Annotated in this window: 31 protein-coding genes; 10 read left to right on the forward strand and 21 right to left on the reverse strand. The window is 31.6% G+C overall.

Going from position 1 to position 24,379, the window contains the following annotated elements:
- Positions 1 to 2: 2 nt before the first annotated feature.
- A complete protein-coding gene (locus tag AC5SL3_RS04200; protein ID WP_018414280.1) occupies positions 3 to 170 on the reverse strand; it encodes a hypothetical protein in 168 nt (55 codons plus the stop codon).
- A gap of 111 nt (positions 171 to 281) precedes the next feature.
- Between AC5SL3_RS04200 and AC5SL3_RS04205 the strand changes: the two genes are divergently transcribed.
- On the forward strand, positions 282 to 1,715 hold the full coding sequence (locus AC5SL3_RS04205; RefSeq protein WP_494577596.1) for a helix-turn-helix domain-containing protein: 1,434 nt from the start codon (positions 282 to 284) through the stop codon (positions 1,713 to 1,715).
- Here the strand turns inward: AC5SL3_RS04205 and AC5SL3_RS04210 are convergent, their stop codons facing one another.
- From AC5SL3_RS04210 to folE, 3 genes are read right to left on the reverse strand one after another with little or no spacing between them, the layout of a single operon-like run.
- On the reverse strand, positions 1,716 to 2,606 hold the full coding sequence (locus AC5SL3_RS04210; RefSeq protein WP_271479778.1) for a LysR family transcriptional regulator: 891 nt from the start codon (positions 2,604 to 2,606) through the stop codon (positions 1,716 to 1,718). It abuts the gene before it with no gap.
- Positions 2,606 to 3,607, reverse strand: a complete 1,002-nt coding sequence (locus tag AC5SL3_RS04215; protein ID WP_494577598.1) for an oxidoreductase — start codon at positions 3,605 to 3,607, stop codon at positions 2,606 to 2,608. The genes AC5SL3_RS04210 and AC5SL3_RS04215 overlap by 1 nt, the downstream gene beginning before the upstream one ends.
- A gap of 20 nt (positions 3,608 to 3,627) precedes the next feature.
- The gene (gene folE, locus AC5SL3_RS04220) at positions 3,628 to 4,236 is read right to left on the reverse strand and encodes a GTP cyclohydrolase I FolE (RefSeq protein WP_271627265.1); all 609 of its coding nucleotides are present in this window, start codon (positions 4,234 to 4,236) and stop codon (positions 3,628 to 3,630) included.
- A 77-nt stretch (positions 4,237 to 4,313) separates the two neighbouring features.
- On the opposite strand from folE, the gene hisI reads away from it, so the two are divergent.
- From hisI to AC5SL3_RS04235, 3 genes are all read left to right on the forward strand, one after another.
- Positions 4,314 to 4,781 carry a phosphoribosyl-AMP cyclohydrolase gene (gene hisI, locus AC5SL3_RS04225; RefSeq protein ID WP_026362735.1) on the forward strand — a complete coding sequence of 156 codons (468 nt, stop codon included), beginning with the start codon at positions 4,314 to 4,316 and terminating at the stop codon, positions 4,779 to 4,781.
- On the forward strand, positions 4,782 to 5,156 hold the full coding sequence (locus AC5SL3_RS04230; RefSeq protein WP_494577600.1) for a DUF2237 family protein: 375 nt from the start codon (positions 4,782 to 4,784) through the stop codon (positions 5,154 to 5,156).
- An 85-nt stretch (positions 5,157 to 5,241) separates the two neighbouring features.
- On the forward strand, positions 5,242 to 6,087 hold the full coding sequence (locus tag AC5SL3_RS04235; RefSeq protein ID WP_494577602.1) for a bile acid:sodium symporter family protein: 846 nt from the start codon (positions 5,242 to 5,244) through the stop codon (positions 6,085 to 6,087).
- Here AC5SL3_RS04235 and AC5SL3_RS04240 read toward each other — a convergent pair.
- Entirely contained in the window at positions 6,084 to 7,043 is a 960-nt protein-coding gene (locus tag AC5SL3_RS04240; protein WP_494577604.1) for a MarR family transcriptional regulator, read from the reverse strand. The two genes, AC5SL3_RS04235 and AC5SL3_RS04240, sit on opposite strands and share 4 nt — an antisense overlap.
- A 103-nt stretch (positions 7,044 to 7,146) precedes the next feature.
- Here AC5SL3_RS04240 and AC5SL3_RS04245 point away from each other — a divergent pair, with 103 nt between their 5' ends.
- The gene (locus AC5SL3_RS04245; RefSeq protein ID WP_494577605.1) at positions 7,147 to 7,365 is read left to right on the forward strand and encodes a hypothetical protein; all 219 of its coding nucleotides are present in this window, start codon (positions 7,147 to 7,149) and stop codon (positions 7,363 to 7,365) included.
- Here AC5SL3_RS04245 and AC5SL3_RS04250 read toward each other — a convergent pair whose 3' ends face one another.
- Genes AC5SL3_RS04250 through AC5SL3_RS04275 form a run of 6 tightly spaced genes read right to left on the reverse strand, consistent with a single transcriptional unit; the run spans position 7,366 to position 14,217 of the window.
- Positions 7,366 to 8,985: an electron transfer flavoprotein-ubiquinone oxidoreductase gene (locus AC5SL3_RS04250; RefSeq protein ID WP_018414289.1), complete on the reverse strand. Its 1,620-nt coding sequence runs from the start codon at positions 8,983 to 8,985 to the stop codon at positions 7,366 to 7,368.
- Positions 8,986 to 9,008: 23 nt separating this feature from the next.
- Positions 9,009 to 9,962, reverse strand: coding sequence for an electron transfer flavoprotein subunit alpha/FixB family protein (locus AC5SL3_RS04255; RefSeq protein WP_271627271.1), 954 nt, complete (start codon positions 9,960 to 9,962; stop codon positions 9,009 to 9,011).
- A complete protein-coding gene (locus AC5SL3_RS04260) occupies positions 9,962 to 10,711 on the reverse strand; it encodes an electron transfer flavoprotein subunit beta/FixA family protein (RefSeq protein WP_494577607.1) in 750 nt (249 codons plus the stop codon). The genes AC5SL3_RS04255 and AC5SL3_RS04260 overlap by 1 nt, the downstream gene beginning before the upstream one ends.
- Complete coding sequence (locus AC5SL3_RS04265) at positions 10,711 to 13,143, reverse strand: FAD-dependent oxidoreductase (protein ID WP_271487213.1); 2,433 nt, start codon at positions 13,141 to 13,143, stop codon at positions 10,711 to 10,713. The genes AC5SL3_RS04260 and AC5SL3_RS04265 overlap by 1 nt, the downstream gene beginning before the upstream one ends.
- A gap of 59 nt (positions 13,144 to 13,202) precedes the next feature.
- The gene (locus tag AC5SL3_RS04270) at positions 13,203 to 13,703 is read right to left on the reverse strand and encodes a hypothetical protein (RefSeq protein WP_027307056.1); all 501 of its coding nucleotides are present in this window, start codon (positions 13,701 to 13,703) and stop codon (positions 13,203 to 13,205) included.
- The gene (locus tag AC5SL3_RS04275) at positions 13,648 to 14,217 is read right to left on the reverse strand and encodes an NAD(P)H-dependent oxidoreductase (RefSeq protein WP_006998028.1); all 570 of its coding nucleotides are present in this window, start codon (positions 14,215 to 14,217) and stop codon (positions 13,648 to 13,650) included. The genes AC5SL3_RS04270 and AC5SL3_RS04275 overlap by 56 nt, the downstream gene beginning before the upstream one ends.
- Positions 14,218 to 14,255: 38 nt before the next feature.
- On the opposite strand from AC5SL3_RS04275, the gene AC5SL3_RS04280 reads away from it, so the two are divergent.
- The gene (locus AC5SL3_RS04280; RefSeq protein ID WP_006998027.1) at positions 14,256 to 14,453 is read left to right on the forward strand and encodes a hypothetical protein; all 198 of its coding nucleotides are present in this window, start codon (positions 14,256 to 14,258) and stop codon (positions 14,451 to 14,453) included.
- Here AC5SL3_RS04280 and AC5SL3_RS04285 read toward each other — a convergent pair.
- Genes AC5SL3_RS04285 through AC5SL3_RS04315 form a run of 7 tightly spaced genes read right to left on the reverse strand, consistent with a single transcriptional unit; the run spans position 14,411 to position 18,432 of the window.
- Positions 14,411 to 14,833 (reverse strand): DUF6691 family protein, encoded by a 423-nt coding sequence (locus tag AC5SL3_RS04285; protein ID WP_271626195.1) that lies wholly within the window; start codon positions 14,831 to 14,833, stop codon positions 14,411 to 14,413. The genes AC5SL3_RS04280 and AC5SL3_RS04285 overlap by 43 nt on opposite strands.
- Positions 14,830 to 15,249: a YeeE/YedE family protein gene (locus AC5SL3_RS04290; protein ID WP_271626194.1), complete on the reverse strand. Its 420-nt coding sequence runs from the start codon at positions 15,247 to 15,249 to the stop codon at positions 14,830 to 14,832. The genes AC5SL3_RS04285 and AC5SL3_RS04290 overlap by 4 nt, the downstream gene beginning before the upstream one ends.
- Positions 15,250 to 15,687 (reverse strand): CoA-binding protein, encoded by a 438-nt coding sequence (locus tag AC5SL3_RS04295; protein ID WP_494577609.1) that lies wholly within the window; start codon positions 15,685 to 15,687, stop codon positions 15,250 to 15,252.
- Positions 15,687 to 16,472: an enoyl-CoA hydratase gene (locus AC5SL3_RS04300; RefSeq protein WP_494577610.1), complete on the reverse strand. Its 786-nt coding sequence runs from the start codon at positions 16,470 to 16,472 to the stop codon at positions 15,687 to 15,689. Before AC5SL3_RS04300 ends, AC5SL3_RS04295 begins: the two co-directional genes overlap by 1 nt.
- The gene (locus AC5SL3_RS04305) at positions 16,456 to 16,830 is read right to left on the reverse strand and encodes a cytidyltransferase (RefSeq protein ID WP_494577612.1); all 375 of its coding nucleotides are present in this window, start codon (positions 16,828 to 16,830) and stop codon (positions 16,456 to 16,458) included. Before AC5SL3_RS04305 ends, AC5SL3_RS04300 begins: the two co-directional genes overlap by 17 nt.
- Entirely contained in the window at positions 16,830 to 17,237 is a 408-nt protein-coding gene (locus AC5SL3_RS04310; protein ID WP_494576315.1) for a P-loop nucleotide/nucleoside kinase family protein, read from the reverse strand. Before AC5SL3_RS04310 ends, AC5SL3_RS04305 begins: the two co-directional genes overlap by 1 nt.
- A 1-nt stretch (position 17,238) precedes the next feature.
- Complete coding sequence (locus tag AC5SL3_RS04315; protein WP_494577614.1) at positions 17,239 to 18,432, reverse strand: aromatic ring-hydroxylating oxygenase subunit alpha; 1,194 nt, start codon at positions 18,430 to 18,432, stop codon at positions 17,239 to 17,241.
- 101 nt (positions 18,433 to 18,533) lie between these two features.
- Between AC5SL3_RS04315 and AC5SL3_RS04320 the strand changes: the two genes are divergently transcribed.
- The 3 genes from AC5SL3_RS04320 to AC5SL3_RS04330 all read left to right on the forward strand — a co-directional run bounded on the left by AC5SL3_RS04320 (position 18,534) and on the right by AC5SL3_RS04330 (position 21,308).
- Positions 18,534 to 19,262 carry a methylenetetrahydrofolate reductase gene (locus tag AC5SL3_RS04320; protein WP_494577615.1) on the forward strand — a complete coding sequence of 243 codons (729 nt, stop codon included), beginning with the start codon at positions 18,534 to 18,536 and terminating at the stop codon, positions 19,260 to 19,262.
- Positions 19,255 to 20,613 (forward strand): aminomethyltransferase family protein, encoded by a 1,359-nt coding sequence (locus AC5SL3_RS04325; RefSeq protein ID WP_494577617.1) that lies wholly within the window; start codon positions 19,255 to 19,257, stop codon positions 20,611 to 20,613. Before AC5SL3_RS04320 ends, AC5SL3_RS04325 begins: the two co-directional genes overlap by 8 nt.
- Before the next feature lie 149 nt (positions 20,614 to 20,762).
- On the forward strand, positions 20,763 to 21,308 hold the full coding sequence (locus tag AC5SL3_RS04330) for a hypothetical protein (protein WP_494577618.1): 546 nt from the start codon (positions 20,763 to 20,765) through the stop codon (positions 21,306 to 21,308).
- On the opposite strand, the gene AC5SL3_RS04335 is transcribed toward AC5SL3_RS04330, so the two are convergent.
- Genes AC5SL3_RS04335 through AC5SL3_RS04345 form a run of 3 tightly spaced genes read right to left on the reverse strand, consistent with a single transcriptional unit; the run spans position 21,305 to position 22,826 of the window.
- A complete protein-coding gene (locus AC5SL3_RS04335) occupies positions 21,305 to 21,469 on the reverse strand; it encodes a hypothetical protein (protein WP_494576323.1) in 165 nt (54 codons plus the stop codon). The two genes, AC5SL3_RS04330 and AC5SL3_RS04335, sit on opposite strands and share 4 nt — an antisense overlap.
- Positions 21,466 to 22,350 (reverse strand): DMT family transporter, encoded by an 885-nt coding sequence (locus AC5SL3_RS04340; RefSeq protein ID WP_271498882.1) that lies wholly within the window; start codon positions 22,348 to 22,350, stop codon positions 21,466 to 21,468. Before AC5SL3_RS04340 ends, AC5SL3_RS04335 begins: the two co-directional genes overlap by 4 nt.
- Complete coding sequence (locus AC5SL3_RS04345; RefSeq protein ID WP_271617001.1) at positions 22,347 to 22,826, reverse strand: YbaK/EbsC family protein; 480 nt, start codon at positions 22,824 to 22,826, stop codon at positions 22,347 to 22,349. Before AC5SL3_RS04345 ends, AC5SL3_RS04340 begins: the two co-directional genes overlap by 4 nt.
- Positions 22,827 to 22,972: 146 nt before the next feature.
- Here AC5SL3_RS04345 and glnA point away from each other — a divergent pair, with 146 nt between their 5' ends.
- A complete protein-coding gene (glnA, locus tag AC5SL3_RS04350; RefSeq protein WP_011281912.1) occupies positions 22,973 to 24,379 on the forward strand; it encodes a type I glutamate--ammonia ligase in 1,407 nt (468 codons plus the stop codon).

Consider the following 24,379-nt stretch of genomic DNA (forward strand, 5'->3'; position numbering starts at 1 on the left):
ACTTATTTTTTTTCACTAAATTCTTGAGTGAATTCATTCATCCCACTAGAACCCCAATCACAATGATCGTCTCTTAGGTAAATACCTGATTGACTAAATTGATTCTGATTGTTGTTTTCGTTAATTTCTCTTTGATTTTCTTGATTTTTATTTGTATTTTTATTGTTCATGTAAACTTTATAATTTACTAAATTTACAAATTCCAGAAAAATCGTTAAAAGCCTTGTAAAACAACATAATTTATTGTAAATTTAAATTTACAAAATTTACAAATAACTAATATGAGTCAATTAGATATAAAAATAGGTCCAAAAATAAAAGCTTTTAGAAGACAGTTAGGTCTGCAAGCTAATAAACTTTCAGAAGATCTAGGAATTTCTCCAAGCTATTTGAATTTAATTGAAAGTGGAAAAAGAAAAATAGATGGAGATTTATTACTTAAGGTTTGTGAAAAATTAAATATTCAACTTTCAGACTTAACTTCAAAATCAGATATTAATTTAGAAAATACAATTTCAGAAATTTTAGATGATAAATTATTTGAAGATTTAGATATTCTTGGTCCTGAAGTTAAAGATCTTGTTGGCACAAACCCCAAAATCGGTAGAGCTCTTGTTAGATTAGGAGATATTCTTAAAAAAAAAGATCACGAACTAATTAATAAAATAGAAAAAATTTCAGGTAAAATAGTTGATAATAGAAAAAACTCTTTTCCTGGTGAAGTGATATCTGACTTTCTTCAACAACATAAAAACTATTTTCCAAAATTAGAAGAATTTGCAAATAAAGTTTTTGATAAAATTCAAAAAAATAACAGAACTCGATATATTGCGTTATGTGAGTATTTAAATAAAGAATATTCAATTACAGTAAAAGATATTTTACCCGAAGAAGGAAAGCCTTTTTCTAAAATCTATAATAAAAGTAAAAAAGAACTTTTGTTAAGTGATTATAGTTCTTTAGAAACAAAAAAACTTCATGCTGCTGCTCAAATTGCACAAGAAGGTGCAATGAAAGATATTGATAATTATTTATCTAAATTTTCTTTTCCATCAGATGAGTCTAAAAAATTAACTAAAGTTGCTTTATTAAATTATTGTGGTGCTGCAATTTTAATGCCCTACAAGCCCTTTCATGCTGAATGTAAAAAATTAAAATACGATTTAGAGTTATTACAAAATACATTTGCAACTTCGTTTGAACAAGTTGCTCACCGTGTAACATGTTTACAAGATCCAAAATTACCTGGAATTCCTTTTCACATGTTAAGAGTTGACATGGCAGGAAATATTTCAAAAAGATTTTCTTTGTCAGGAATTGATATACCAAGATATGGTGGAGCATGTCCTAGATGGAATGTTTATTCAGCCTTTACAAGACCCGGTGTTATTCAAGCAGCTGTTAGTAAAATGACTAATGGTGAAAAATATATTTGTATTGCAAGAACTGTAGAGAAAGGTGTCGGACGTTTTGGTCGATCGAAAAGTATATTATCAATTGGTCTTGGTTGTGATGCCAAATATGCAAAAGACTTTGTCTACACTGAAAACATTAATGTAAGTGATAAAACTACTGAAATTCCTATTGGTGTATCTTGCAGAACTTGTGATAGATTGGATTGTCCTCAAAGAGCGTTTCCACCTTTACACAAAAAATTTGATGTAGATATCAATTCAAGAGGTGTTTCAGTTTATGTTAACGATAAGTCTAGTTAATTAAGACTTCCAATCACCAATTTTACTAAACAAAAAATTCCTAAAAGCGGTTATTCTTGCTGTGTTTTTAAGTGATTGAGGATAGACAAAGTGAGCCTCTGTTATAGGTCCTTCAGAATTAGGAAGTACTTTTATTATATTATTTGAATTTGAAACTAAATACTCTGGAAGTGCTGCAAGACCTACGCCAGCTTCAACTGCCAAAAGTAAACCCATAACACTATTAACTTTCATTACTGGTTTTCTTTTTTTACCATCTTTAATTCCAAGCTTTAAAGCCCAATCTGGATCATAGACGGGAGATGGTGCTCCTTTTCCAAATGAAATAAATTTATGTTTATTAAGATCTGAAATGGTTTTCGGCATACCATGTTTTTCTAAATATTTATTAGAGCCATAAATATAATATTTTAAATCCACTAATTTTTTTTGAATATAATTGAGCTGCTTAGGTCTTCTCATGAAAATACCTATGTCTGCTTGTCTCGTACTTAAATCCAATTCCTTATCTTCAAAAATTAATTCAATTTCTATTTCAGGGTTTAAAGTCATAAATTCTTGAATACGAGGTGTTAACCAGTGGGTACCAAAACTTCTAACTGTTGTAATGGTTAATTTACCTGTTGGTTTATTTTTTTGATCTCCTAAGGTTGACTCAACTTCTTTTAATTTACTAATTACATCATGGGCTGTTTTAAATAAATATTCACCATTTTCAGTTAATGTAAGACCTCTAGCGTGCCTTTCAAAGAGTTGCACTTTAAGATCTTGTTCTAAAGATTGAATTTGTCTACTAATTGCTGATTGACTTAAGTTTAGGTTTATTGTTGCGTTAGTGAAGCTTCCCGCTTCTGCAACTGCATGAAATATTTTTAATTTATCCCAATCCATTATTTATTAAGATCGACTATATATCTTCCGGATGTTTCACCTTTTAACATTTTTGGATATATATCTATTAAATCTTCTAAGCTTACTGTCTTTATTGATTTTTCTAATTGTTCAAAATCGATAAGACTTTTAACCTCACCCCAAACAAACTCTCTTCTTTTAATAGATGCTGTAACAGAATTAATTCCCCAAAGTTTAACACCTCTAATAATAAAAGGCATAACTGTTGTATTTAATTTATAATCAGAAGCGTTTCCACAAGCTGCAACAATTCCATTATCTCTAGTTTGAGCAAGTGCATTAGCAAGTATCTTTCCACCAACTGTATCAACAACACCGTCCCACAAACCTTTGTCTAATGGTCTAGCGTCTTTATCTAAATCTGTTTTATTTATTATGTTTTTAGCACCTAATGACCTTAAGTAATCTTCATTTTCTGCTTTTCCTGTAACAGCTGTTACATCATAACCAAATTTATTTAAAATCATCACTGCTATACTTCCAACACCGCCAGATGCACCAGTAACTAAAACATCTTTAACTTTTTCACCTAATAGAAGTTCTTCTCGTGCTTTGATTGCAAAAGAACATAATAATGCTGTTAGTCCAGCAGTCCCTAAGATCATTGCCTGTTTAGATGTAATATCTTTTGGTTTTTTAACTAAGTAATCTCCGTTAACTTTTGCTAACTGAGAATACCCACCAAAGTAAATTTCGCCAACTCTCCAACCTGTAAGGATCACTTCATCCCCTTTTACAAATTTAGAATTATCACTTTCTAAAACAGTTCCTGCAAAATCAATACCTGGAATATGTGGAAATTCTTTTACTAATTTTGCACCATTGTTTAAAATAAGTGCATCTTTATAATTTAAATCTGAATAATCTACTTGAACAAGTACATCACCATGTTTTAAAAATGATTTATCAATTGATTTTACTTCTCGTGTAAAATTTTCACCTTCTTGATTAACAATTAGTGCTTTAAAATTATCCGACATGCTTTTCCCCCTTAGGAAGGTTACTTACTAATAAATCTTAAATATCTATTCTGAATACTTAAATCTTTTTTAAATTCTCCTAAGAAATAATTTGTAACGGTTGTTGCATTTTCTTTTTTAATACCTCTCATTGTCATACATTGGTGTGCTGCATCAATTGTAACAGCAACTCCTTTTGCATCTAATGAGGTCATTAAAGCTTGAGCAACCTGCATTGTTAATCTTTCTTGTGTTTGTAATCTTTTTGAAAAAACTTCTACTACTCTTGCAAGTTTACTTAAACCTACAACTCTTTCATTTGGAATATAGGCAACATGTGCTGTCCCAACTATTGGTGCCATGTGGTGCTCACAATGACTTGATACTGAAATATTTTTTTCAACAACCATGTCATCATAACCTTCAACATCACCAAAAGTTTTCTCTAAAATTTTATTTGCGTCCTCAGTATATCCACCAAAATATTCTTTAAATGCTTTAACAACTCTTTTTGGAGTTTCTAATAATCCTTCTCTACTAGGATCTTCACCCATCCAAGCTAAAATAGTTTTAAAGGCCTCTTCAGCTTCTTTATCAGAAACTTTTTTGGTATCTAAAATTTTGTTATCTGTGTCTTCTACTAATTTCATAAGGCAAGTTTATACAGTAAATCATTGTTTTTAAAATATTTAATATATTCCTCAATATGCTACATAATCACCTAGTTATGTTTAAAAAAAGAGAAAATATAGTCGAAATTGAAGAAGGGAAACTCCTTTCACCAAAATTTGATAATGATGGGTTAATTCCAGTTATTACTATGTGCTCAAAAACTAAAGATATTCTTATGCACGGTTATATGAATGTTGAAGCTTTTAAAAAAACCATTGAGACTAAAGAGGCTCATTACTTTAGTAGATCGAGACAGCAGATTTGGCACAAAGGTAAAACAAGTGGTTTTACTCAAAAAGTAACTGAAATTAGAATTGATGATGATCAAGACTCAGTCTGGTTATCTGTCGATATTGGTGATGGTTCAAGTTGTCATGTTGGTTATCGATCATGTTTTTATAGATCAATTCCACTGGGACCAATTGAAAATGGTAGAGAAGTTGAAATGAAATTTGAAGAAAAAGAAAAATCTTTTGATCCTGAGGTTGTCTATAAAGGTCAACCCAATCCTACAAAAATTTAAATGAGTGATAAACAAAAGAATGTTCTAGGTGAGGATCTAGAAGAATGCTCTAACGATCCTTTAACAGGATGGCACAGAGATGGCTGTTGTAGTACTGATAAAAATGATCACGGTGTTCACACAGTTTGTGCAAAAGTTACAACGGAATTTTTAGAATGGTGTAAGGAAGCTGGTAACGATTTAATAACTCCTCATCCTGAGTTTGGATTTCCAGGACTAAAAGCTGGAGATGGTTGGTGTGTTTGTGCTAGCTGGTACGCAAGAGCTGTTGATTCAGGTAAAGGTTGTCCTATTTATTTAAAAAGAACACATGAAAAAACTTTAAAGCTAGTTTCTATGGAAAATCTAAAGAAACATGCAATAGATCTCTCATAAAATAGCAACACAACTCTTACTTACTTTTTTTGTATACTATTATTTCTTATCAAAATAATTTACACTAACTTGAACAATTATCGCTATGGAAATAGTTACAAAAATTGCACCACTTGTTTTGGCTATAATTATGCTGGGACTTGGACTTGGCCTTTCAATTAAAGATTTCACAAGAATATTAAAATACCCAAAAGATTTTTTTGTAGGATTTATTTGTCAGTTAATACTTTTACCAATAGTTGCTTTTTGCGTAGCAATATCACTTAATTTACCAACACCAATTGCAATTGGTTTAATGATAATAGCTGCAGCTCCAGGGGGAGTGACATCGAATGTGTTAACAAAATTTGCAAATGGTGATGTAGCGCTATCTATCACCTTAACTGCTGTTGTAAGTTTACTTAGTATTTTATCAGTTCCATTTATCGTTATTACATCGGCAAATTTACTAGGTGTTACTATTTCAAGTGATGTCTCAATGGTTGGCATTGCATTGAAAATGGCACTAGTTGTTACGGTGCCTGTAATTATTGGAATGATTATTAGAAGTTTTGCAGAAAACTTTATTTCGTCAAAAATTAATATCATTAATAAATTAACGGGTTGGTTATTTGTAGTTGTTTTTGCAGCAATTTGGGTTGAAGAAAAAGATAATATTTTTACTTATTTAGCACAAGCAGGCCTTGCAGTTTTAATTTTAAATGTTGTAATGATGACGTTAGCTTATTTTATAGCTAAAAAATTTGTATCTGGAATTCCTCAACAAAAATGTATAGCACTAGAGTGTGGTTTACAAAACGGAACTTTAGCAGTGTTTGTTGCAACATTAATTTTTGATGATATTACATATGTAGTTCCAACAGGTGCTTATGCACTATTGATGTATATAACTGGTTTTATCTTTATTTATATTTTAAGAAAATCTAATTAGTTTGTAATTTTCAACTGATTAAAAACTCTAGAAATGAAATTACTTAAAGATAACATATTTTTATCTTGTAATCTTTGTGCTGTTTTAAAGCTTTCACCCTTCATGTTTACAGTAATTAAATTTTTTTCATTAATTTGAAGAATATCTTTTTTTATCAAACTTTTTAATTTTCTAATAACTGTTGATCTTGGAATTCCTGTTATCTCAGCAAGAGACATTGCGTTAACTCCCCTTTCATCAGAACCTTGAATTGAAGTTATATATTTTTTTCTATTAAATTCTTTTATTTTAAAAGTTTTATTCTCAACTGCATTAATAAAAACTAAAACTCCAATGATAAAAGTTTCTAAGTCTCCAAGTTCTTTTCTCCATCTGTTAGTAAAGATGAATATGAACTTATAAAATTGATACCAGACAAAAGAAAAGTTTTTTTTAATTGAATCTGAAATTTCTGTAGACTGGTAAGCTATCTTGATAATTTTTTCTTCTTCAAGAATTTTATTAAACTCATACAATAAAGTTGTCATATTCTTTAAAGTTAAATTTGCTTGAGTTGTAGTAAAAGCTGTTCTAGTTATAAAAATTTTTTTACCCTTTTTTTGAATGACATCTGCTTTTTCTAGTTCTTCAACTTTTCTTCTTACGGTCTCTTTTGGAATTTGAAGATCTTTTGAAATATCACTGATATTATTTTTATCTACTTCTAACGATTTATCCTTATAGAATGAATCATAATCAACTATAAATCCATTTCTTCTAAAGAATATGAAATCTTTGTTAATTATGTAAATTAAAATTATATATTTATCTATATCTGCATAGTTTTCGTAAGCCCCAATCATCCAAGTATTTATCCATTTGTAATAATGGGGTGCTAATCTACTAAAGTGTTTATCAATTACTTTGAAGATTATTTTTTCATCAATTTGAGATGATATACTTGGTATAGTGTTCATAATTATTAAAAGACCCAATTTGAACAATCGATGTGTAAGAGTCAACCCATTTTGGACATTTGGATTATTTTAATTTCTCAGAAAAGATGATTTGTTGACATCAATGAGTACTGAAAAAATAATTAAAAGAGAAATTAATGGTCTTCCTCCTTTAGAGACCCCTGAAAAGAGTGAGGAAGTTTCATCATCTGGAAGAGTAGATATTAATATTCTTTTAAATAGAGCTAGAAAAGAAAAAGAAAAAGAAAATCTAACAAACCTAGTTTTTGTTGGATTAACGTCTTGCCTAATTATTGTTGCCGGTATTATCTTATCCTTTTAACTACATATTTCCGTATTTAGGCCCACCACTTCCTTCGGGTGTTACCCAAGTAATATTTTGAGAAGGTTCTTTAATATCACAAGTTTTGCAATGAATACAATTTTGAGAATTTATAACAAATTTATTTACACCATTTTCATTTTGAACTTCATAAACGCCTGCGGGGCAATATCTTTGAGCAGGTTCATCAAATTTTTCTAAAGTATAATTTATCGGTAAGTTCGGATCTTTTAATTGTAAGTGTACAGGTTGATTATCAGTGTGATTGGTTCCTGTTAAATAAACAGAACTTGTTTTATCAAATGTAATCACATTATCTGGTTTAGGGTAATCAATTTTTGGCATTTCATTTGCTGGTTTTAATGTTTCATGGTCAGCATGCTTATGTCTTAAGGTAAAAGGTAATTTTCCTCTAAATAATATTTGATCAATTCCTGTAAATATTATTCCAAGAATTAAACCCCAGCTAAAACTTGGTTTAACATTTCGAGCTTGGTGGAGCTCCTCATAAATCCAACTTTTTTTAAATTTATCCTCATAAATTGATAAATCTTTATTTTCTTTTAAATGTTCGTTTATTGTTTCTGCAGCAATCATTCCACTTTTCATTGCAGTATGTGATCCTTTAATCTTAGGCATATTTAAAGTTCCCGCATCACAACCAATTAATAAAGCTCCAGGCATAAACATTTTTGGTAAACTCTGAAGTCCACCTTCAATTAAAGCCCTTGCTCCATATGAAATACGTTTTCCACCTTCAATTATCTTTTTAATTGCAGGGTGAGTTTTAAATCTTTGAAATTCATCAAACGGTGAAAGATGTGGGTTTTTATAATCAAGACCAATTACATATCCTAAAAAAACTTGTTTGTTTTCTGCATGATACATAAAGCTACCACCATAAGTATTGTTATCAAGTGGCCAACCTGCAGTATGCATGACCATTCCCTCTTCATGATTTTTTTCACTGATTTCCCAGATTTCTTTAAAACCTATTCCATATTGTTGAGGATCTTTACCTTCTGATAAATTATATTTTTCTATTAATTGTTTTCCAAGATGCCCTCTACATCCTTCTGCAAACACAGTAACTTTTCCTAATAGTTCTATGCCTGGTTCAAAGCCATCTTTTTTATTTCCATTTTTATCAACTCCCATGTCTTGAGTTGCAACTCCCTTAACAGATCCATCTTCATTGTATAAAATTTCACTTGCGGGAAAACCTGGAAATATTTCAACACCTAAAGCTTCTGCTTGTTCTGCTAGCCATCTGCATAGATTTGCTAAACTAATTATGTAATTATTATGATTTTGTTGAACTGATGGAAGCAGCCATGTTGGCCAGCTTAATGATTTAGATTTTCCTAAAAATAAGAATTTTTCTTTAGAAACCTTAGTTTTTATAGGTGAATTAAGTTCTTTCCAGTTTGGTAATAACTCATCTAATGCTCTAGTTTCAAAAACATTGCCACTTAAAATATGAGCTCCTATTTCGGATGCTTTTTCAAGTAGGCAAATATTTAATTCTGGATCTAATTGTTTGAGTTTAATAGCAGTCGATAGTCCTGATGGGCCACCACCAACAATTACCACGTCATACTCCATTGCTTCTCTAGGCATATGGTAATTTTTTATATTATTTGTTATTTTTGTATAGTGTTTAATTTATTCAATTCTTCTAGGAATTGAGGAAGGGCTTCAAACAAATCAGCTTCTAAACCGTAATCAGCAACACTAAAAATAGGTGCTTCTCCATCTTTGTTTATTGCGACAATAATTTTACTTTCTTTCATACCAGCTAAATGTTGAATTGCTCCAGAAATACCAACTGCAATATATAGATCTGGCACTACAACTTTACCCGTTTGACCAACTTGATGTTCGTTACTTATGTAACCTGCATCAACAGCCGCACGCGAAGCTCCTATTGCAGCATTTAATTTATCTGCAATATCAGTAATTAATTTAAAATTGTCACCATTTTGCATACCTCTTCCACCTGAGATCACAATTCTTGCAGTTCCAAGTTCTGGTCTGTCTGATTTAACTTCTTCTCTTTTAATAAATTTAGATAACGTAAACTCTTTTACCGAATCCATTTTTTCAATGGGTGCTGATCCACCTGAAGTTTCACAAGGTTCAAATGAAGTTGGTCTAATAGTTACACATTTTTTTGTATCAGTGCTTTTTACAGTTGCAAATGCATTTCCCGCATAAATAGGTCTGATAAATGTATCTGGAGATACCACTTTGATTATGTCACTAACTTGTGATGTGTCCATTAAAGCTGCTATTCTTGGCATTAAGTTTTTACCAAATGTATTAGCCGAACTAATTACATGTGAATAATTTTCAGAAACTTTAACAATCAATGGTGCAAAATTTTCCGGTAGAAAATTTTCATAATGAGTGGCTTCAACTTGTATTACTTTTTTAACCAAGGGTATTTCAGATAAAACTTTTGCAACATCAGAGCAATTGTTTCCTATTAGTAATGCATGAACATCACCATCAATTTGTGATGCGGCTGTAATAGCGTTAAGAGTAAAAGGTCTTAATTCTTTATTATTATGTTCAGCAATTAATAAAATTGACATTATATAACTTTCGCCTCATTTTTAAGCTTTTGCACAAGTTCAGCTACACTTGATACTTTAATTCCAGCTTTTCTTTTTGGTGGCTCTTCAACTTTAATTTGTTGAACTCTTGGTGTTGCATCAACACCTAAATCTGCAGCTGTCATTTGATCTATTGGTTTCTTCTTAGCTTTCATAATATTTGGTAGAGATGCATAACGCGGTTCATTTAATCTTAAATCACAAGTAACTACCGCTGGAACGTTAACTTCAATAGTTTCTAAGCCTTCATCAATTTCTCTAATTATTTCTAATTTATTGTCTTTAATGTCAATTTTTGATGCAAAAGTTGCTTGAGGCCAGTTCAATAAAGCACTCAACATTTGTCCTGTTTGGTTGCAATCATCATCAATTGCTTGTTTACCCATAAATACTAGATCAGGTTTTTCTTTATCAACAATTTTTTGTAATATTTTAGCTACTGCTAAGGGTTCGACTACGCCATCTACTTTAACATGAATTCCTCGATCAGCACCAACAGCTAATGCTTTTCTAACTGTTTCTTGTGCTTTTTCTTCACCAATAGTAACCGCAACTATTTCTGTTGCTTTACCTGCTTCTTTAATTTTTACAGCCTCTTCAGTTGCATTATCATCAGGTGGGTTGGTTGACATCTTAACATTATCCGTAACAATTCCTGTGCCATCATCTTTAACTCTGATTTGAACATTGTAATCAATAACTCTTTTTACAGCGACTAATATTTTCATTATGCTCTTAATAAGTTGTTTTCAGGATCATATGGGCTTTCTTCTAAAATTGTACAATCGTACATTTTACCAAGAATATCAATTTTCAATTTTTGCCCTGGTGTCGCAATCTCTGGTTTGACCATTCCTAATGCGATTGATTTTCCAAGTCTAAATCCAAAATCTCCACCAGTTGCACGTCCTATAACTTTTTCATTATCATAAATTGGATTATTCCCTAAAACATCTGCATCCTCTATATTGTGAACTTCCAAGGTAACCAATTGATTTGAAAATCCTTTTTCTCTCCATTTATTCAAAGCATCCAATCCTATAAAATTTCCTTTGTTGGGATGAACAAATCTATCTAACCCAGATTCGTAAGGTGAATATTCAATTGATAATTCTGTGCCAACAAGTTTATAAGATTTTTCAAGTCTCAAACTATTCATTGCTCTAATTCCATAAGGCTTAAGACCTAAATCTTTTCCAGCTTCCATTAATCTATCAAAGATGTGATTTTGATATTCAATTGGATGATGCAATTCCCAGCCAAGCTCACCTACAAAGTTTACTCTCATAGCGTTAACTGGTGCATTACCAACATCAATATTTTTTGCACTCAACCATTTAAAATTTTCATTTGAAAAATCATCTCTTGAAACTCTTTTCATTAGTTCTCTAGCTTTAGGACCAGATACAACTAGAACTCCCATACTGTTTGTTAAATTTTCAAATTGAACACTACCATCAGTTGGCATCCACTTTTGAATCCAGTCATGATCTAATCTTTGGTTTGCTCCTGCAGAAACTAAATAGTAACTTCCCTCAGCTTCTTTCATGATTGTAAATTCAGAGTGCACTCCACCCTTAGTATTAAGTGCATGACATAATCCAATTCTTCCAATTTTTTTAGGAAGTTTGTTTGCAACTAAATAATCTAAAAACTCTTCAGCACCAGGTCCTTTAATTCTACATTTAGCAAATGCCGTCATATCTAAAAGACCAACATTCTCTTTTACATTTTTGCATTCTTGCTCAATTGCTTTAAACCATTTTGATCTTCTAAATGACCAATCATCTTTTTGCTCCATCCCATCGATTGCGAAGAAGTTAGGTCTTTCCCAACCAAATTTTTGACCAAATACTGCGCCTAATGCTTTCATTCTGTCATAACAAGGTGATGTTCTTAATTCTCTAGCAGCCTCTCTTTCTTCATCTGGGTAGTGAACTTTAAATACATGATTATAAGCTTCTTCGTTTTTTTCTTTTAAATAAGATTTTGTTGCATAATCACCAAACCTTCTTGGTTCAACACCAAGCATATCTATTGTAGGCTCACCATCAATTATCCATTCTGCAAGTTGCCAACCCGCTCCTCCTGCTGCAGTTATTCCAAAACTATGTCCTTCATTAATCCAAAAATTTTTCAATCCCCATGCAGGTCCAACAATTGGGTTTCCATCTGGTGTATAACAAATTGCACCATTATAAACTTTCTTAACTCCAACTTCTCCAAAAGCTGGTACACGGTGAATAGCTCCTTCTATATGTGGTGCTAATCTATCTAAATCTTCTTGAAATAATTCATACTCTGAATCTTTTGATGGCCCATCAACATAACAAGCTGGTGCACCATCTTCGTATGGTCCTAATATTAATCCACCTGCTTCTTCTCTCATATACCATCTGCTGTCGCTATCTCTTAAAACTCCCATTTCAGGTAAGCCATCTTTTTTTCTTTTTACGATATCTGGATGAGGTTCTGTTACAATATATTGGTGTTCAACTGGTATTACTGGAATATCTAATCCAACCATTTTTCCAGTTTGTCTAGCAAAGTTTCCAGAACAAGAAATTACATGTTCGCATTCAATAGCACCTTTATCTGTTTCAACAATCCAGCCATCTTTAGTTTGTTTCATTCCAACTACAGCTGTGTTTCTATAAATCTCTGCACCTAAATTTCTAGCACCTGTTGCCATTGCTTGTGTTAAGTCAGCTGGCTGAATGTATCCATCTTCAGGGTGTTGGATTGCTCCAAGTAAATCTTCTGTACGGCACAATGGCCAAATTTCTTTTACTTGATCTGGTGTTAAAAATTTTACATCCACACCAATTGTTTGAGCAACACCTGCATATTGATGATACTCATCCATTCTATCTTTAGTGCTTGCTAAACGAATATTTGACACGACACTGAAACCAACATTTTGTCCTGTCTCTTCTTCTAATTTTTTATAAAGATCCACTGCATACTTATGAAGCTGTCCAACCGAATAACTCATATTAAATAATGGAAGTAGACCTGCTGCATGCCAAGTAGATCCAGATGTTAATTCTTTTCTCTCAATTAAAACAACATCAGACCAGCCTTTTTTTGCTAAGTGATAAAGAGCACTAACTCCTACTACACCACCACCAACTACAACAACTTTAGCTTTAGATTTCATTAACACGATTCCTACTAAATTTTCATTACGAACGAAACAAAATTCGTTTACCCTCTAAATTAAATTGAAGATCCTAGGGGCATTGGAGCGGACACCATTGTGGTCAACCAGCAATCTTTGAAGGGACCATCTATTTTATACTTTTCAACCTGCCATTTAAATTTGTAATAGGATTTGTCTTTTCCAAGAACACTAACTTCAAACAAGGCTACTGAATTGTTAAGGTTTTCTTGAACAATTTCATGATCTAAATGATCTAATAATATTTTATATGACTTGCCCTTCAGCATGGTCTTAAATCTATCTAAAGGTCCTGTGCTTTTTCTATTACTGGGATGAGCAAATTCCCAGGTTTGTTCAATGCCATTATCTATGGTGGGAGAGTTGTTTTTTTGTAAACTTTTCAACTGAATTTCCACAACCTGGTATGGCTCAATATTACTATTAGGCTTTATTAATTCTGCTTGTGAAATTGTAAGACTTAGAAAGTAAATTAATAAGGTTTTATATATTATTTGCTGTCTTTTTAACGTCCTCAAGAAATTCTTTTCGTTTTTCATCTGTTACAAACGGTACTGCAAAATATCTTCTGTATACAATATTATAAATGCCACACATATGAAACACACCTCTTTTTAGCCTTCTAATAGGTAAATTTAAAAAAAATGTTGTAACCGCTAACCTTGGGGATCCATAGGTACAAAAGATTATAGCTTTTTTATCTTTTAAGTTTCCCATTGGATAACCATAATTTCCAACTAATTTTTTAAATGTGTAAGCCCATGGGGGTGACAAAACTTTATCTATCCAGCCTTCTACAATAGCTGGCATTCTAAAGTTCCAAATAGGTGCAATTAGAACAATAGTATCACATTTCTCAATACGTCTTCTATGATCTAGAACGTCTTCTCCAGCTTGTTCACCAGCAAAAACTGGGTTGAATTTATCTTTATATAAATCTACACAATCAACTGTATTACCGTTTTTTTCTGCTGTTTTAATAAATGTATCTCTAATAGCTGCATTAAAAGACTTTTCATTATAGTGCCCGTATAAAAGAAATATTTTTTTCATTACATTAAGGGTGTATAGACTAGAAAAATTAAAAATCTATGAAAAATTTTTACGTAGTTGCTGGTATTCATAAAGATCCAAATAAAATTGAAACTATCATTAAAGATACAGAAAAAAAATTTGGACCTTTTGAGGAGATTGAAGCTAATAATTTAGCTAAGAGTTTAATTCAAAAAAATATAGATGATTTTTATCATCGTGCTTGGGTTGTTAAATCTAATAATTTAACCAAATAAAACCCAACAAACATAAAGATTACAAAACTTACAGAATTTAAATTTAATAAAGCCAGTGAAGCTATTGCAGGTCCTGGACATAATCCAGCTAAGCCCCAGCCTGCACCAAAAAGCGATGAACCTATAATTAATTTCTTATTTAATTCTTTATTATCTGAATAAGAAAATTTATCAGCAAAAATTGGTTTCTTATTATTTTTAAATAAATGAAAAAATGGTGAAGATATTATTAAAGCTCCAATCATAACAAATGCTAGTGATGGGTCCCATTCTCCAAAAATATTTAAAAAACCTAAGACTTTAGCGGGATCTATCATCTGTGAAACAGTAAGACCTATTCCAAAAATTATTCCACAAATTAAAGACATAATCTTATTCATATTAAATTTTTTACCAAAACAGTTAAAATTCCAACAATCATAAATGTTACTGTTGCAATAATTGATCTTAAAGAAAATCTTCCAATACCACTGATGCCGTGTCCACTAGTACAGCCTCCCCCTATTCTTGTACCAGCTCCAACCAATAAACCTGCAACTGCTAATAAATAAAATGAGTTTGAAATTGTGATATTGATTTCCTGTTGAGTAAATATTTTATAAACAATAGGTCCGATAATTAATCCAATTAAAAATAAAAAATTATCAAATCTATTATCTTTAGAGGTTAAAAAATTACTGGCAATTCCACTTATTCCGATTAATCGACCATTAAATACAAAAAAAATAACTACTGCTAAACCAATTAAGGATCCACCTAGAAATGCAGAGATTGGGGTAAAATTAACTATATTCATTTAACTTTGTAACACTGGAAAAGCTGGGTTTATATTTAAAAAAAGCTTTTGATATTCCATTTTTGTACATCTATTTTCAATATACTCAATATCATTACTCTCCACTAATTCTTTAGCATCAATGCTTCTAATTCCAAGTTGTAACCAAAGAACTTTAGCTCCAATTTTAACACTCTCTTCAGCATACTTGTTAGCTTCTGCAGATGGTCTAAATACATCTACGATATCAATAGGTATATTAATATCTTCAAGTTTTTCAAAAACTTCTTCTCCTAAAATCTTTTGACCTTTTGCACTTGGATTAACTGGAATAACTTTAAAGCCATATTTTTGCATGTACTTCATCACTATTGTTGATGGCTTTTTATCATCTTTACTAACACCCACCATCGCTATTGTTTTATACTTTGAGAGAATTTCTTTTATTTTATCGTTCACTACTTATGTTTCCACTTAGGTTTTCTCTTTTGTAGAAACGCTGATATGCCTTCTTTAGCATCCATTGCCATCATATTTTTAGTCATCATTTTACTAGTGTACGCGTAAGCTTTTCTCAATGGCATTTCTAATTGATTATAAAAAGTTTGTTTTCCAATTTTAATTGTAAGACTTGATTTTGAAGCAATAGTTTTTGCAACTTTTAGCACTTCATTGTTTAATTTTGATTTAGAAAAATGATTATTAATTAGTCCAATTTCTTTTGCATAATTTGCTTTAATAGGATCTCCCGTTAACAGCATATGCATCATTCTTTTTCTATTAACCTTTCTACTAACAGCAACCATCGGTGTGCTACAAAATAAGCCTATATTTACACCTGGTGTTGCAAAAATTGCATCATTAGAACTATAAGCTAGATCACAACTTGCAACTAACTGGCAACCTGCTGCAAATGCTGCTCCATGAATTTTTGCAATAACTGGTTTTTTTCCTTCAACTATTTGAAGCATCAACTTTGAACAAAGATTAAAAAGTTTTTGATATTTTTCTCTTTTCTTTAATCCACTTACTTCTTTTAAATTGTGACCTGCACTAAAACCTTTTCCAGACCCTTCAATAATTATTACCTTAATATTTTTGTCTTCATATAATTTTTTAAAAGCTTTAATTAAATCTCCTAAATTTTTTAATGAAAGAGCGTTATATGTTTTTGGCTCATTTAGGATGATTGAAGCAATATCTTTATTTAAAAGTTTAATTTTAATATTACTTAAGTTTGCCATCTTCTCTCATTTTGGCTCTAATTTTTGTTGCAGAGATTTGTTGAATTTCTTCTGACAAAACAACTTCTTCTATTTTGTAACCAACTCCTCTTCCGTAACAAATATTAGTAATATTAGGAACCATCATTATTTTAAATCTTCCTTCAAATTCTGGGTTTAACTTTTCTTCAATATTTTTTTTAACTGTGTCAAAATCAAATGGATTATCGTCAACACCTTGAACGTCTCTTATTTGAATGCAAACTTGACCCGTTTTTTTAATAATTTCTTGAAATAAAGCATAGTGACCATCATGAAATGGTTGCCATCTGCCAAGCATTTGTGCTGTTGGTTTTTTATTATCCCATTCGTAAGTCATTATTTTATCTCCTTTATTATTATTGGTGCCCAATGTTTAGCATCTTGAGTTGTAACCTGACAATCAAATTTTTCAGGCTTTACAAACATCTTGTTAGTATCATCAAAACGTCCTTCTTTTATTGTATTTACCCAAACTATATAATCTGCAGGAAATAAGTTTCTTGCCTCTGGTGTTGGGCAAACAAAGTCTGCTACAACATAATTTCCATCATCTTTTAATTTTTTTGCAAAATCTGCCATTCTACTTGCTTGTCTTGTTCTGCCTTCTTCTGAAAAATCCCAATCATTAGCTTCCTTTCTTACTTCATCAGCATTAAGTCTTTTAGCATTTAGTAATGGAGCAATTTCATTTGCTAAAGTTGTTTTGCCAGATCCTGGAAGACCCATAATTAATATTATTTTCATTTTAAACTAAGTTTGTTGCAACCCATTTATGAAATTCATGTGTGGGGTTATCCATTATTGGTGAAAAATTCCCACCATTATATACTGGTGAATTTCTACCTTCTTGCATACCCTCAATAGCTTTTATATCCTCAATCATTACTTCTTTCCAAAATTCTGAATTTTTTTTTCTCATCTCAGCAAACTCAGATCCATTTGCACTATCATCGCCAACATAATACATTATTAAATGCTCTTTAGTCTCACTAATAGACTTTGGCTCTAACCAAAAAACATAAAAATGGTCTACATGAAGACCAATCATTACGTTTGGAAATAAAGCAATATATTCAGCTTTACTGGATAAGTCTTTAGGCCAATTTGGAAAATTATTGAAACTTTGATTTCCTTTGACAGGCTGATCGTATTTATTTGTTCCTTGGCCAGCAAACCTATTTGGTAAACCTTGAATATGGTAATGATTACTAATATTTGAAACTTTATTTAATTCAGGATGTATCCAGGGCAAATGATAACTTTCACAGTAATTTTCTATCGCAAACTTCCAATTACACTTAACATCAAGACTGAAGTGTCCATGATCTTTTGAGTGCTTAAGTAATTTTTGATCTTCCTTAGATATAAATTTTGACCATCTTTCTTCGAGAGGCTTGATATATTCATCAAACTCTAATTCATTACCATTTATATTGATAAATATTATATCCATCCAAATTTTGGTTTTAACCTCTTTTAAATTGCTTGATGATTTATCGAATTTTTCTGTCTCATGAATATTTAGGCCTCCTATGTGAGGTGTCGCAACCAACTTTCCATCAAAATCGTAGGACCAGGAGTGGTATGGACATCTTAAGACATTTTTCAAAGCACAAGGTTCATCTAAAAGCTTGAAGCCTCTATGGCTGCAGACATTGTGAAATACCCTTATTTTTTTCTCTTTATCTCTTAAAATAATAAGAGGGATGCCTAGTAAATTATAAGGTTGAGCGTCTCCTACATTTGGCACAGAACTTCCAACACCAATCACCGTCCATTTATCCTTGAAAATCTTCTCTCTTTCAATTCTTAGATAGTCAGGGCTAGTGTAGCACTCGTTTGGTAGGCCATGGGCTTTATCGATTGGGTTCCCAACCACTCTAATTTTTTCCAAGTCCAAGATTTTTGAAAGTTCAAGATTTTTAAGATTTTCAGACATTAAAAAAAATTATCATCCACTCAATTTTTGGCAACAAATATCTTTATCCACAAGATGAATTTCTTTGACAGCATATACAAAAAAGATAATCATCAGGAAAAATGAATTTTTCACTTGAGGTTGGACCTCAAACAGATCTTGATACACTGCCTCCCGTTAAGGATGTTTATGTAACTATGCTCCCAGGAGGAGACTATAAAGAGACAGCTAACCAAACAGCGGCGTTAGTTAAAAAAGGATTTAATCCAGTTCCACATTTTCCAGCAAGATCAATTACGGATGATGCTCAGCTTAAAGATTACATTGCAAGATGTAAAGATGTGGGTGCTAAACAAGCTTTAGTTATTGGAGGAAGTAGAGAGCCAGTTGGAAAATTTGATAGTTCAATTCAAATTTTAGAAACAGGATTTTTTGATGGAATTAAAATAGGAATAGCAGGACATCCAGAGGGAAGTCAGGATATTTCTGATAAAGAATTAGAAAAGGCTATGATAGATAAAAAACCTTACGCCGACTATATAGTGACCCAGTGGTTATTAGAAAGTCAACCTATCGTAGATTTCATTTCTAAGCAGTCAGTACCAGTGCATGTAGGAATTACTGGGCCAATGAAAATAACTAGCTTAATTAAATTTGCTAATATTGTCGGGGCGAAAAATTCTATAAATTTTCTTAAGTCTAATTTTAGTAAGGCATTAGATTTATTGAAACCTAAAGACCCTAATGAATTAATTGGGAAAGTGAAAGAGTTTACTGGTAACTTCCACATTTATACATTCGGCGGCTTGAAGGAAACAAACAAGTGGTTGAAGGAGAACGGTTATGTCTAATGAATTTGACTATACTAAACTAAATCATGTAACTTCAGTTGATCAATCAGATCGTGAAGTACCATACAACTTAAGACAGAGTGGGCCTACAAAAGTTGAAATGTTAATTTCAACAAGAGTAAGAAAATCTCCGTATTGGCATTTATCAATGCAAGCAGGTTGTTGGAGAGCAACTGTATACAATCGTATTTATCACCCAAGAGGATATGTAAAACCCGAAGATGGTGGAGCGATGGTTGAATATGAGGCAATTAAAAATCACGTTACAATGTGGAACGTTGCTGTTGAAAGACAAATTAGAGTTAAAGGTCCGGATGCAGAAAAGTTTACTGACTACGTTATAACTAGAGATGCAACTAAAATCTCACCTATGAGAGCAAGATATGTAATTTTATGTAATGCTTATGGTGGTGTTTTAAATGATCCTATTCTTCTTAGAATTTCAAAAGATGAATTTTGGTTCTCACTATCGGACTCTGATATTGGAATGTATCTTCAAGGTGTTAACGCTGATGGAAGATTTGATTGTACTATTGAGGAAATTGATGTTTGCCCAGTGCAAATTCAAGGACCTAAATCAAAAGCTTTAATGAAGGATCTTATTGGAGATCAAGTGGATCTAGATAACATGCCTTTCTATGGTTTAGCTGAAGCAAAAGTTGGTGGCAGAAGTTGTGTTATTTCACAATCTGGTTTCTCAGGTGAAGCTGGATATGAAATCTACTTAAGAGAAGCAACTAAATACGCTGATGATATGTGGAATGCTGTTCTTGAAGCTGGAAAAAAACATAGCCTAATGGTTATCGCCCCTGCTCACCACAGAAGAATTCAAGCTGGAATTCTTTCTTGGGGACAAGATATGGATCATCAACACAATCCTTTCCAGTGTAACCTTGGTTACCAAGTTTCACTATCTGGCAAAGGTGAGTGGAATAAAAAAACTGACTATGTTGGAAAAGCTGCATTAGAGAAAATGGGTGCAGATCTTAAGGCTGGTCAAAAACCTTACAAACTTCAGTTAGTAGGTCTTGAGTTGGGTGGAAAACCAATTGAAGAATATGCTCCTGACTTTTGGTTAGTGTCCCCTGAGAGTAGTGGAGATCCTGTAGGATTTATCACATCACCGTGGTATCACCCTGAAAAAGGTCAAAATATAGCAATGGGATATGTGCCATTTGATGGAACATTAAATGCTAATGGTTTCCCTAAAGGTAAAGTTGGAACTAAGTACAAAGTTCACTTACCCGCTAAATATTCTGACACACCAGGAACGCCTGTTGATGCTGTGGTAGTAGATATTCCATTTACAGAATCGTTTAACGCAAACACAAGAGAAGTCGTTAAAGGTTAAATTAATTATTTGGGGGAGGTTAATTCTCCCCCACTAATAATGACAAAATCATTCCTAATCGTAATTTGCATAATAATAGTAATTGCTTTAATACTCTTTCCACTATTTGTTTCTTACAAAGCACAGAAAAATAGTAAAAAAAATAAATAATGTTTGGTCAATTTTTAAATATAGTTGTTCAGTCTATTAAATTAGATAAATCTCTTTACAAAGATAATAAAAACTTTGGTGAAGCTGCAATATATTTTGCAGGGCTTATCATGATATTAGACGGGTTAGCAGGAGCAGTTGCTGCAAACACTGTTATTAAAACTGCTATTGCAATGTCTGGCTTAACAGCCATTCTTACTTGGTTTGTATGGGGATTATTTATTTATGTGATCGGTGTAAAATTATTTCCAGATAAAGACACTAAAGTTTCATTTAAAAAAGTATTAACAGCTGTTGGGTTTGCTCATGCACCGGGGCTTTTAAGATTTTTTGCTGTCACACCAGATTTAATGATCCCAATAATATTTTTAACTCAGTTTTGGATATTTGCTGGATTAATCATTTCAACAAAACAAGTTTTAAATCTAAAGTCTAATTTTAAATCTTTTGGAATAGTCTTTTTAGCTTTTTTAATAATTGCTTTTCTTTCAATATCATTTGTGATGAGTAAAATGAATGCTCTACCCATTAGCAATATTAGTTAAATTGGAAATATAGTTTTTGAAAGTTTACAAGAGTTACAGGTTTTAAATCCTGTTAAAATTAAATTTTGAGAAACACTTTCATCTTCTTTTTTACATTCTTCACAGAAATTATCAATTTCTTCAAAATTCTCTTTGATTTTACTCAGGTCATCTTCATTCATGACTTTTTTAATCCAGCTTTTTTTACAAAATAAAGTCCAACTAGTACTGCAAATAATGAAACTAAAACTTTGTCTGTGATTAGTTCATCTAAAAATATATAACTTAAAATAATTCCAAAAATAGGTATCAAGTAAGAAACTTGTGATTGAAATATTAACCCATTATCTTTTAAAATTTTAAACCTTAACAACCAAGCGATACCAGTTGAAACCATTCCTAAATATACAACAGAGATTGAAGATTGAATACTAGGAGTTGAGTTCCATGGTTTTTCAATAAAACAAACTAATGGTAATAAAATTATAACAGCCCAAATTAATATAGATCCTGTTACGTTTTCATTTTTTTTCTTACTAATTTTAAGAGTTAAAACACCACCAACAACATAACAAGTTGACCCAAGTAATATTAATAACGCAGAAATAAAATTATTGTCATTGATTAATATATTATCTGAAAACAGATAAATAATTCCTGAAAAACCAATTAAAATTCCAAATGTTTTAAGGGCATTAAATTTTTCATTTTTTGTGTAAAAATGACCTAATACAGTTGAGCTTAATGGTGTTGTAGACATTAATATTGCAGCTAAATTACTTTGTACAGATTTTACACCGTAAGCTATTAAGAAAAAAGGTAATACCAAATTGACAAATCCTATTATAGCAAACCAATACCAATCTTTAGAAAATGCTTCTATTTTTATTTTTTTGTAAAAACATAATAACAATACTGGAATAGATCCGAAAAAAACTCTCAAGAATGCTATTGTAATTGGTCCAAAAGATTCAGTTGCAATTTTGATATTAAAAAAAGCTGATGCCCATATTAAAGCTAAGATTACTAATAATGTATAATCAATTAATCTAGGTTGTCTCATTCAATTATATCTTCAACTTTTCCATTCGTAATCTTTTGAATATCGTTATAGTTTGTTTTAAATACACAGTTTGGATGTCCTGCTGCTGCAAACAATTCATTAAACCTTTCTAAAGAATTGTCTATTATAATTTCAATTTTCTCTAAATGACCAACGGGCGATACACCCCCTATTGTATAGCCCGTTTGTGTCTTAACTTCTTCTGGTGATGCCATTGAAATATCTTTTTTATCTTTAACTTTTTTTAGTTTATTTAATGAACACCTCTTATCGCCTGCTACTAAGCATAATATAAAAGTATTTTCCGCTTTAAATAATAAGCTTTTGACAATTGCACCTACATCACAAGCTAAAGCTGTTGCTGCATCCTGTGCTGTTCTTGCTGAATTTTCTAAAACTATTACCTCTAAGGATTGGTCAAAGTTTTTAAGAAATTTTTCAGCTCTTTTAACAGGTTCTTTATCTAATAAGCTCATATTTCAACTAATAATTGATTGATAATTTAACAAATAATGTTGTAATTCATATGTAAAAAACGCATAGGTGATATTTATTATTCAAGCAATATTATTAAAGAAACATTTGTTATTAATTGACCACAAAATTTAAAAAAGGAGAAACTATGACTGCTGCCAATGTTTTAAAATTCATGAAGGAAAAAGAAGTTGAATTTGTTGATTTAAGGTTTACTGACCCTCGAGGAAAACTTCAACATTTAACAATGGATCACACTATTGTTGATGAAGAAATGTTAAATGAAGGTGTATTTTTTGATGGTTCATCTATTGCTGGTTGGAAGGCAATTAACGAGTCTGACATGATTTTAATACCTGATACTTCTAGAATGATTATGGACCCTTTTACATCTCATAATACTCTAATCCTTTTTTGTGATATTTTAGATGCTGTTAAAAGATCTCCTTATGAGAGAGACCCAAGAGGAACAGCTAAAAAGGCAGAAGCATATTTAAAAAAATCTGGCATTGGTGATAAAGCTTTTTTTGGTCCTGAACCTGAATTTTTTGTTTTTGATGATGTTAGAATTAATAATGATCCAAACAACACTGGTTTTAAAATAGATAGTAAAGAAGGTCCTTATAATTCTGGAACAGAGTATGCAAATGGAAATATGGGTCATAGACCTCCAGTAAAAGGTGGTTACTTTCCAGTCCCTCCAGTTGATAGTGAACAAGATATGAGAGGTGAATACTTAAAAAGTTTAAAAGAGGTAGGTATTAAAGTTGAAAAACATCACCATGAAGTAGCACCAAGTCAACATGAACTTGGTATGTACTTTGGAACACTTGTTGATCAAGCTGATAATGTTCAATTATATAAATATGTAGTTCAAATGGTTACACATTCATTTGGAAAAACAGCAACTTTTATGCCAAAGCCGATTGCAGGAGATAACGGTTCAGGTATGCACATTCATCAATCAATTTGGAAAGACGACAAACCAGTTTTTTCTGGTGATGCTTATGCAGGGTTATCTGAAACAGCACTTCACTATATTGGTGGTATTTTGAAACATGCAAAAGCAATTAATGCTTTTTCAAATGCTACAACAAATAGTTACAAAAGATTAATTCCAGGTTTTGAAGCCCCTGTTCTACTTGCTTACTCTGCAAGAAATAGATCTGCTTCATGTCGTATACCAATTTCATTAAGTAAAAATGGTGCAAGATGTGAAATAAGATTTCCTGATGCTTCAGGAAATCCATATTTAACTTTTGCTGCTATGCTTATGGCTGGTTTAGATGGAATTAAAAATAAAATACATCCAGGCGAATCTTTTGATAAAGATCTTTATGAATTACCTCCAGAAGAAGTTAAAAACATTCCGACTGTTTGTGGATCCTTAAGAGAAGCAATGGAAAGTTTAGATAAAGATAGAGAATTTTTAACTGAAGGTGGTGTATTTACTGACGATCAAATTGATGCTTACATTGCATTAAAATTTGAAGAGATACATAGATTTGAACACGCACCTCATCCTGTAGAGTTTGAGATGTATTACAGCAGCTAA

Source organism: Candidatus Pelagibacter sp. PS_34 (assembly GCF_059417845.1).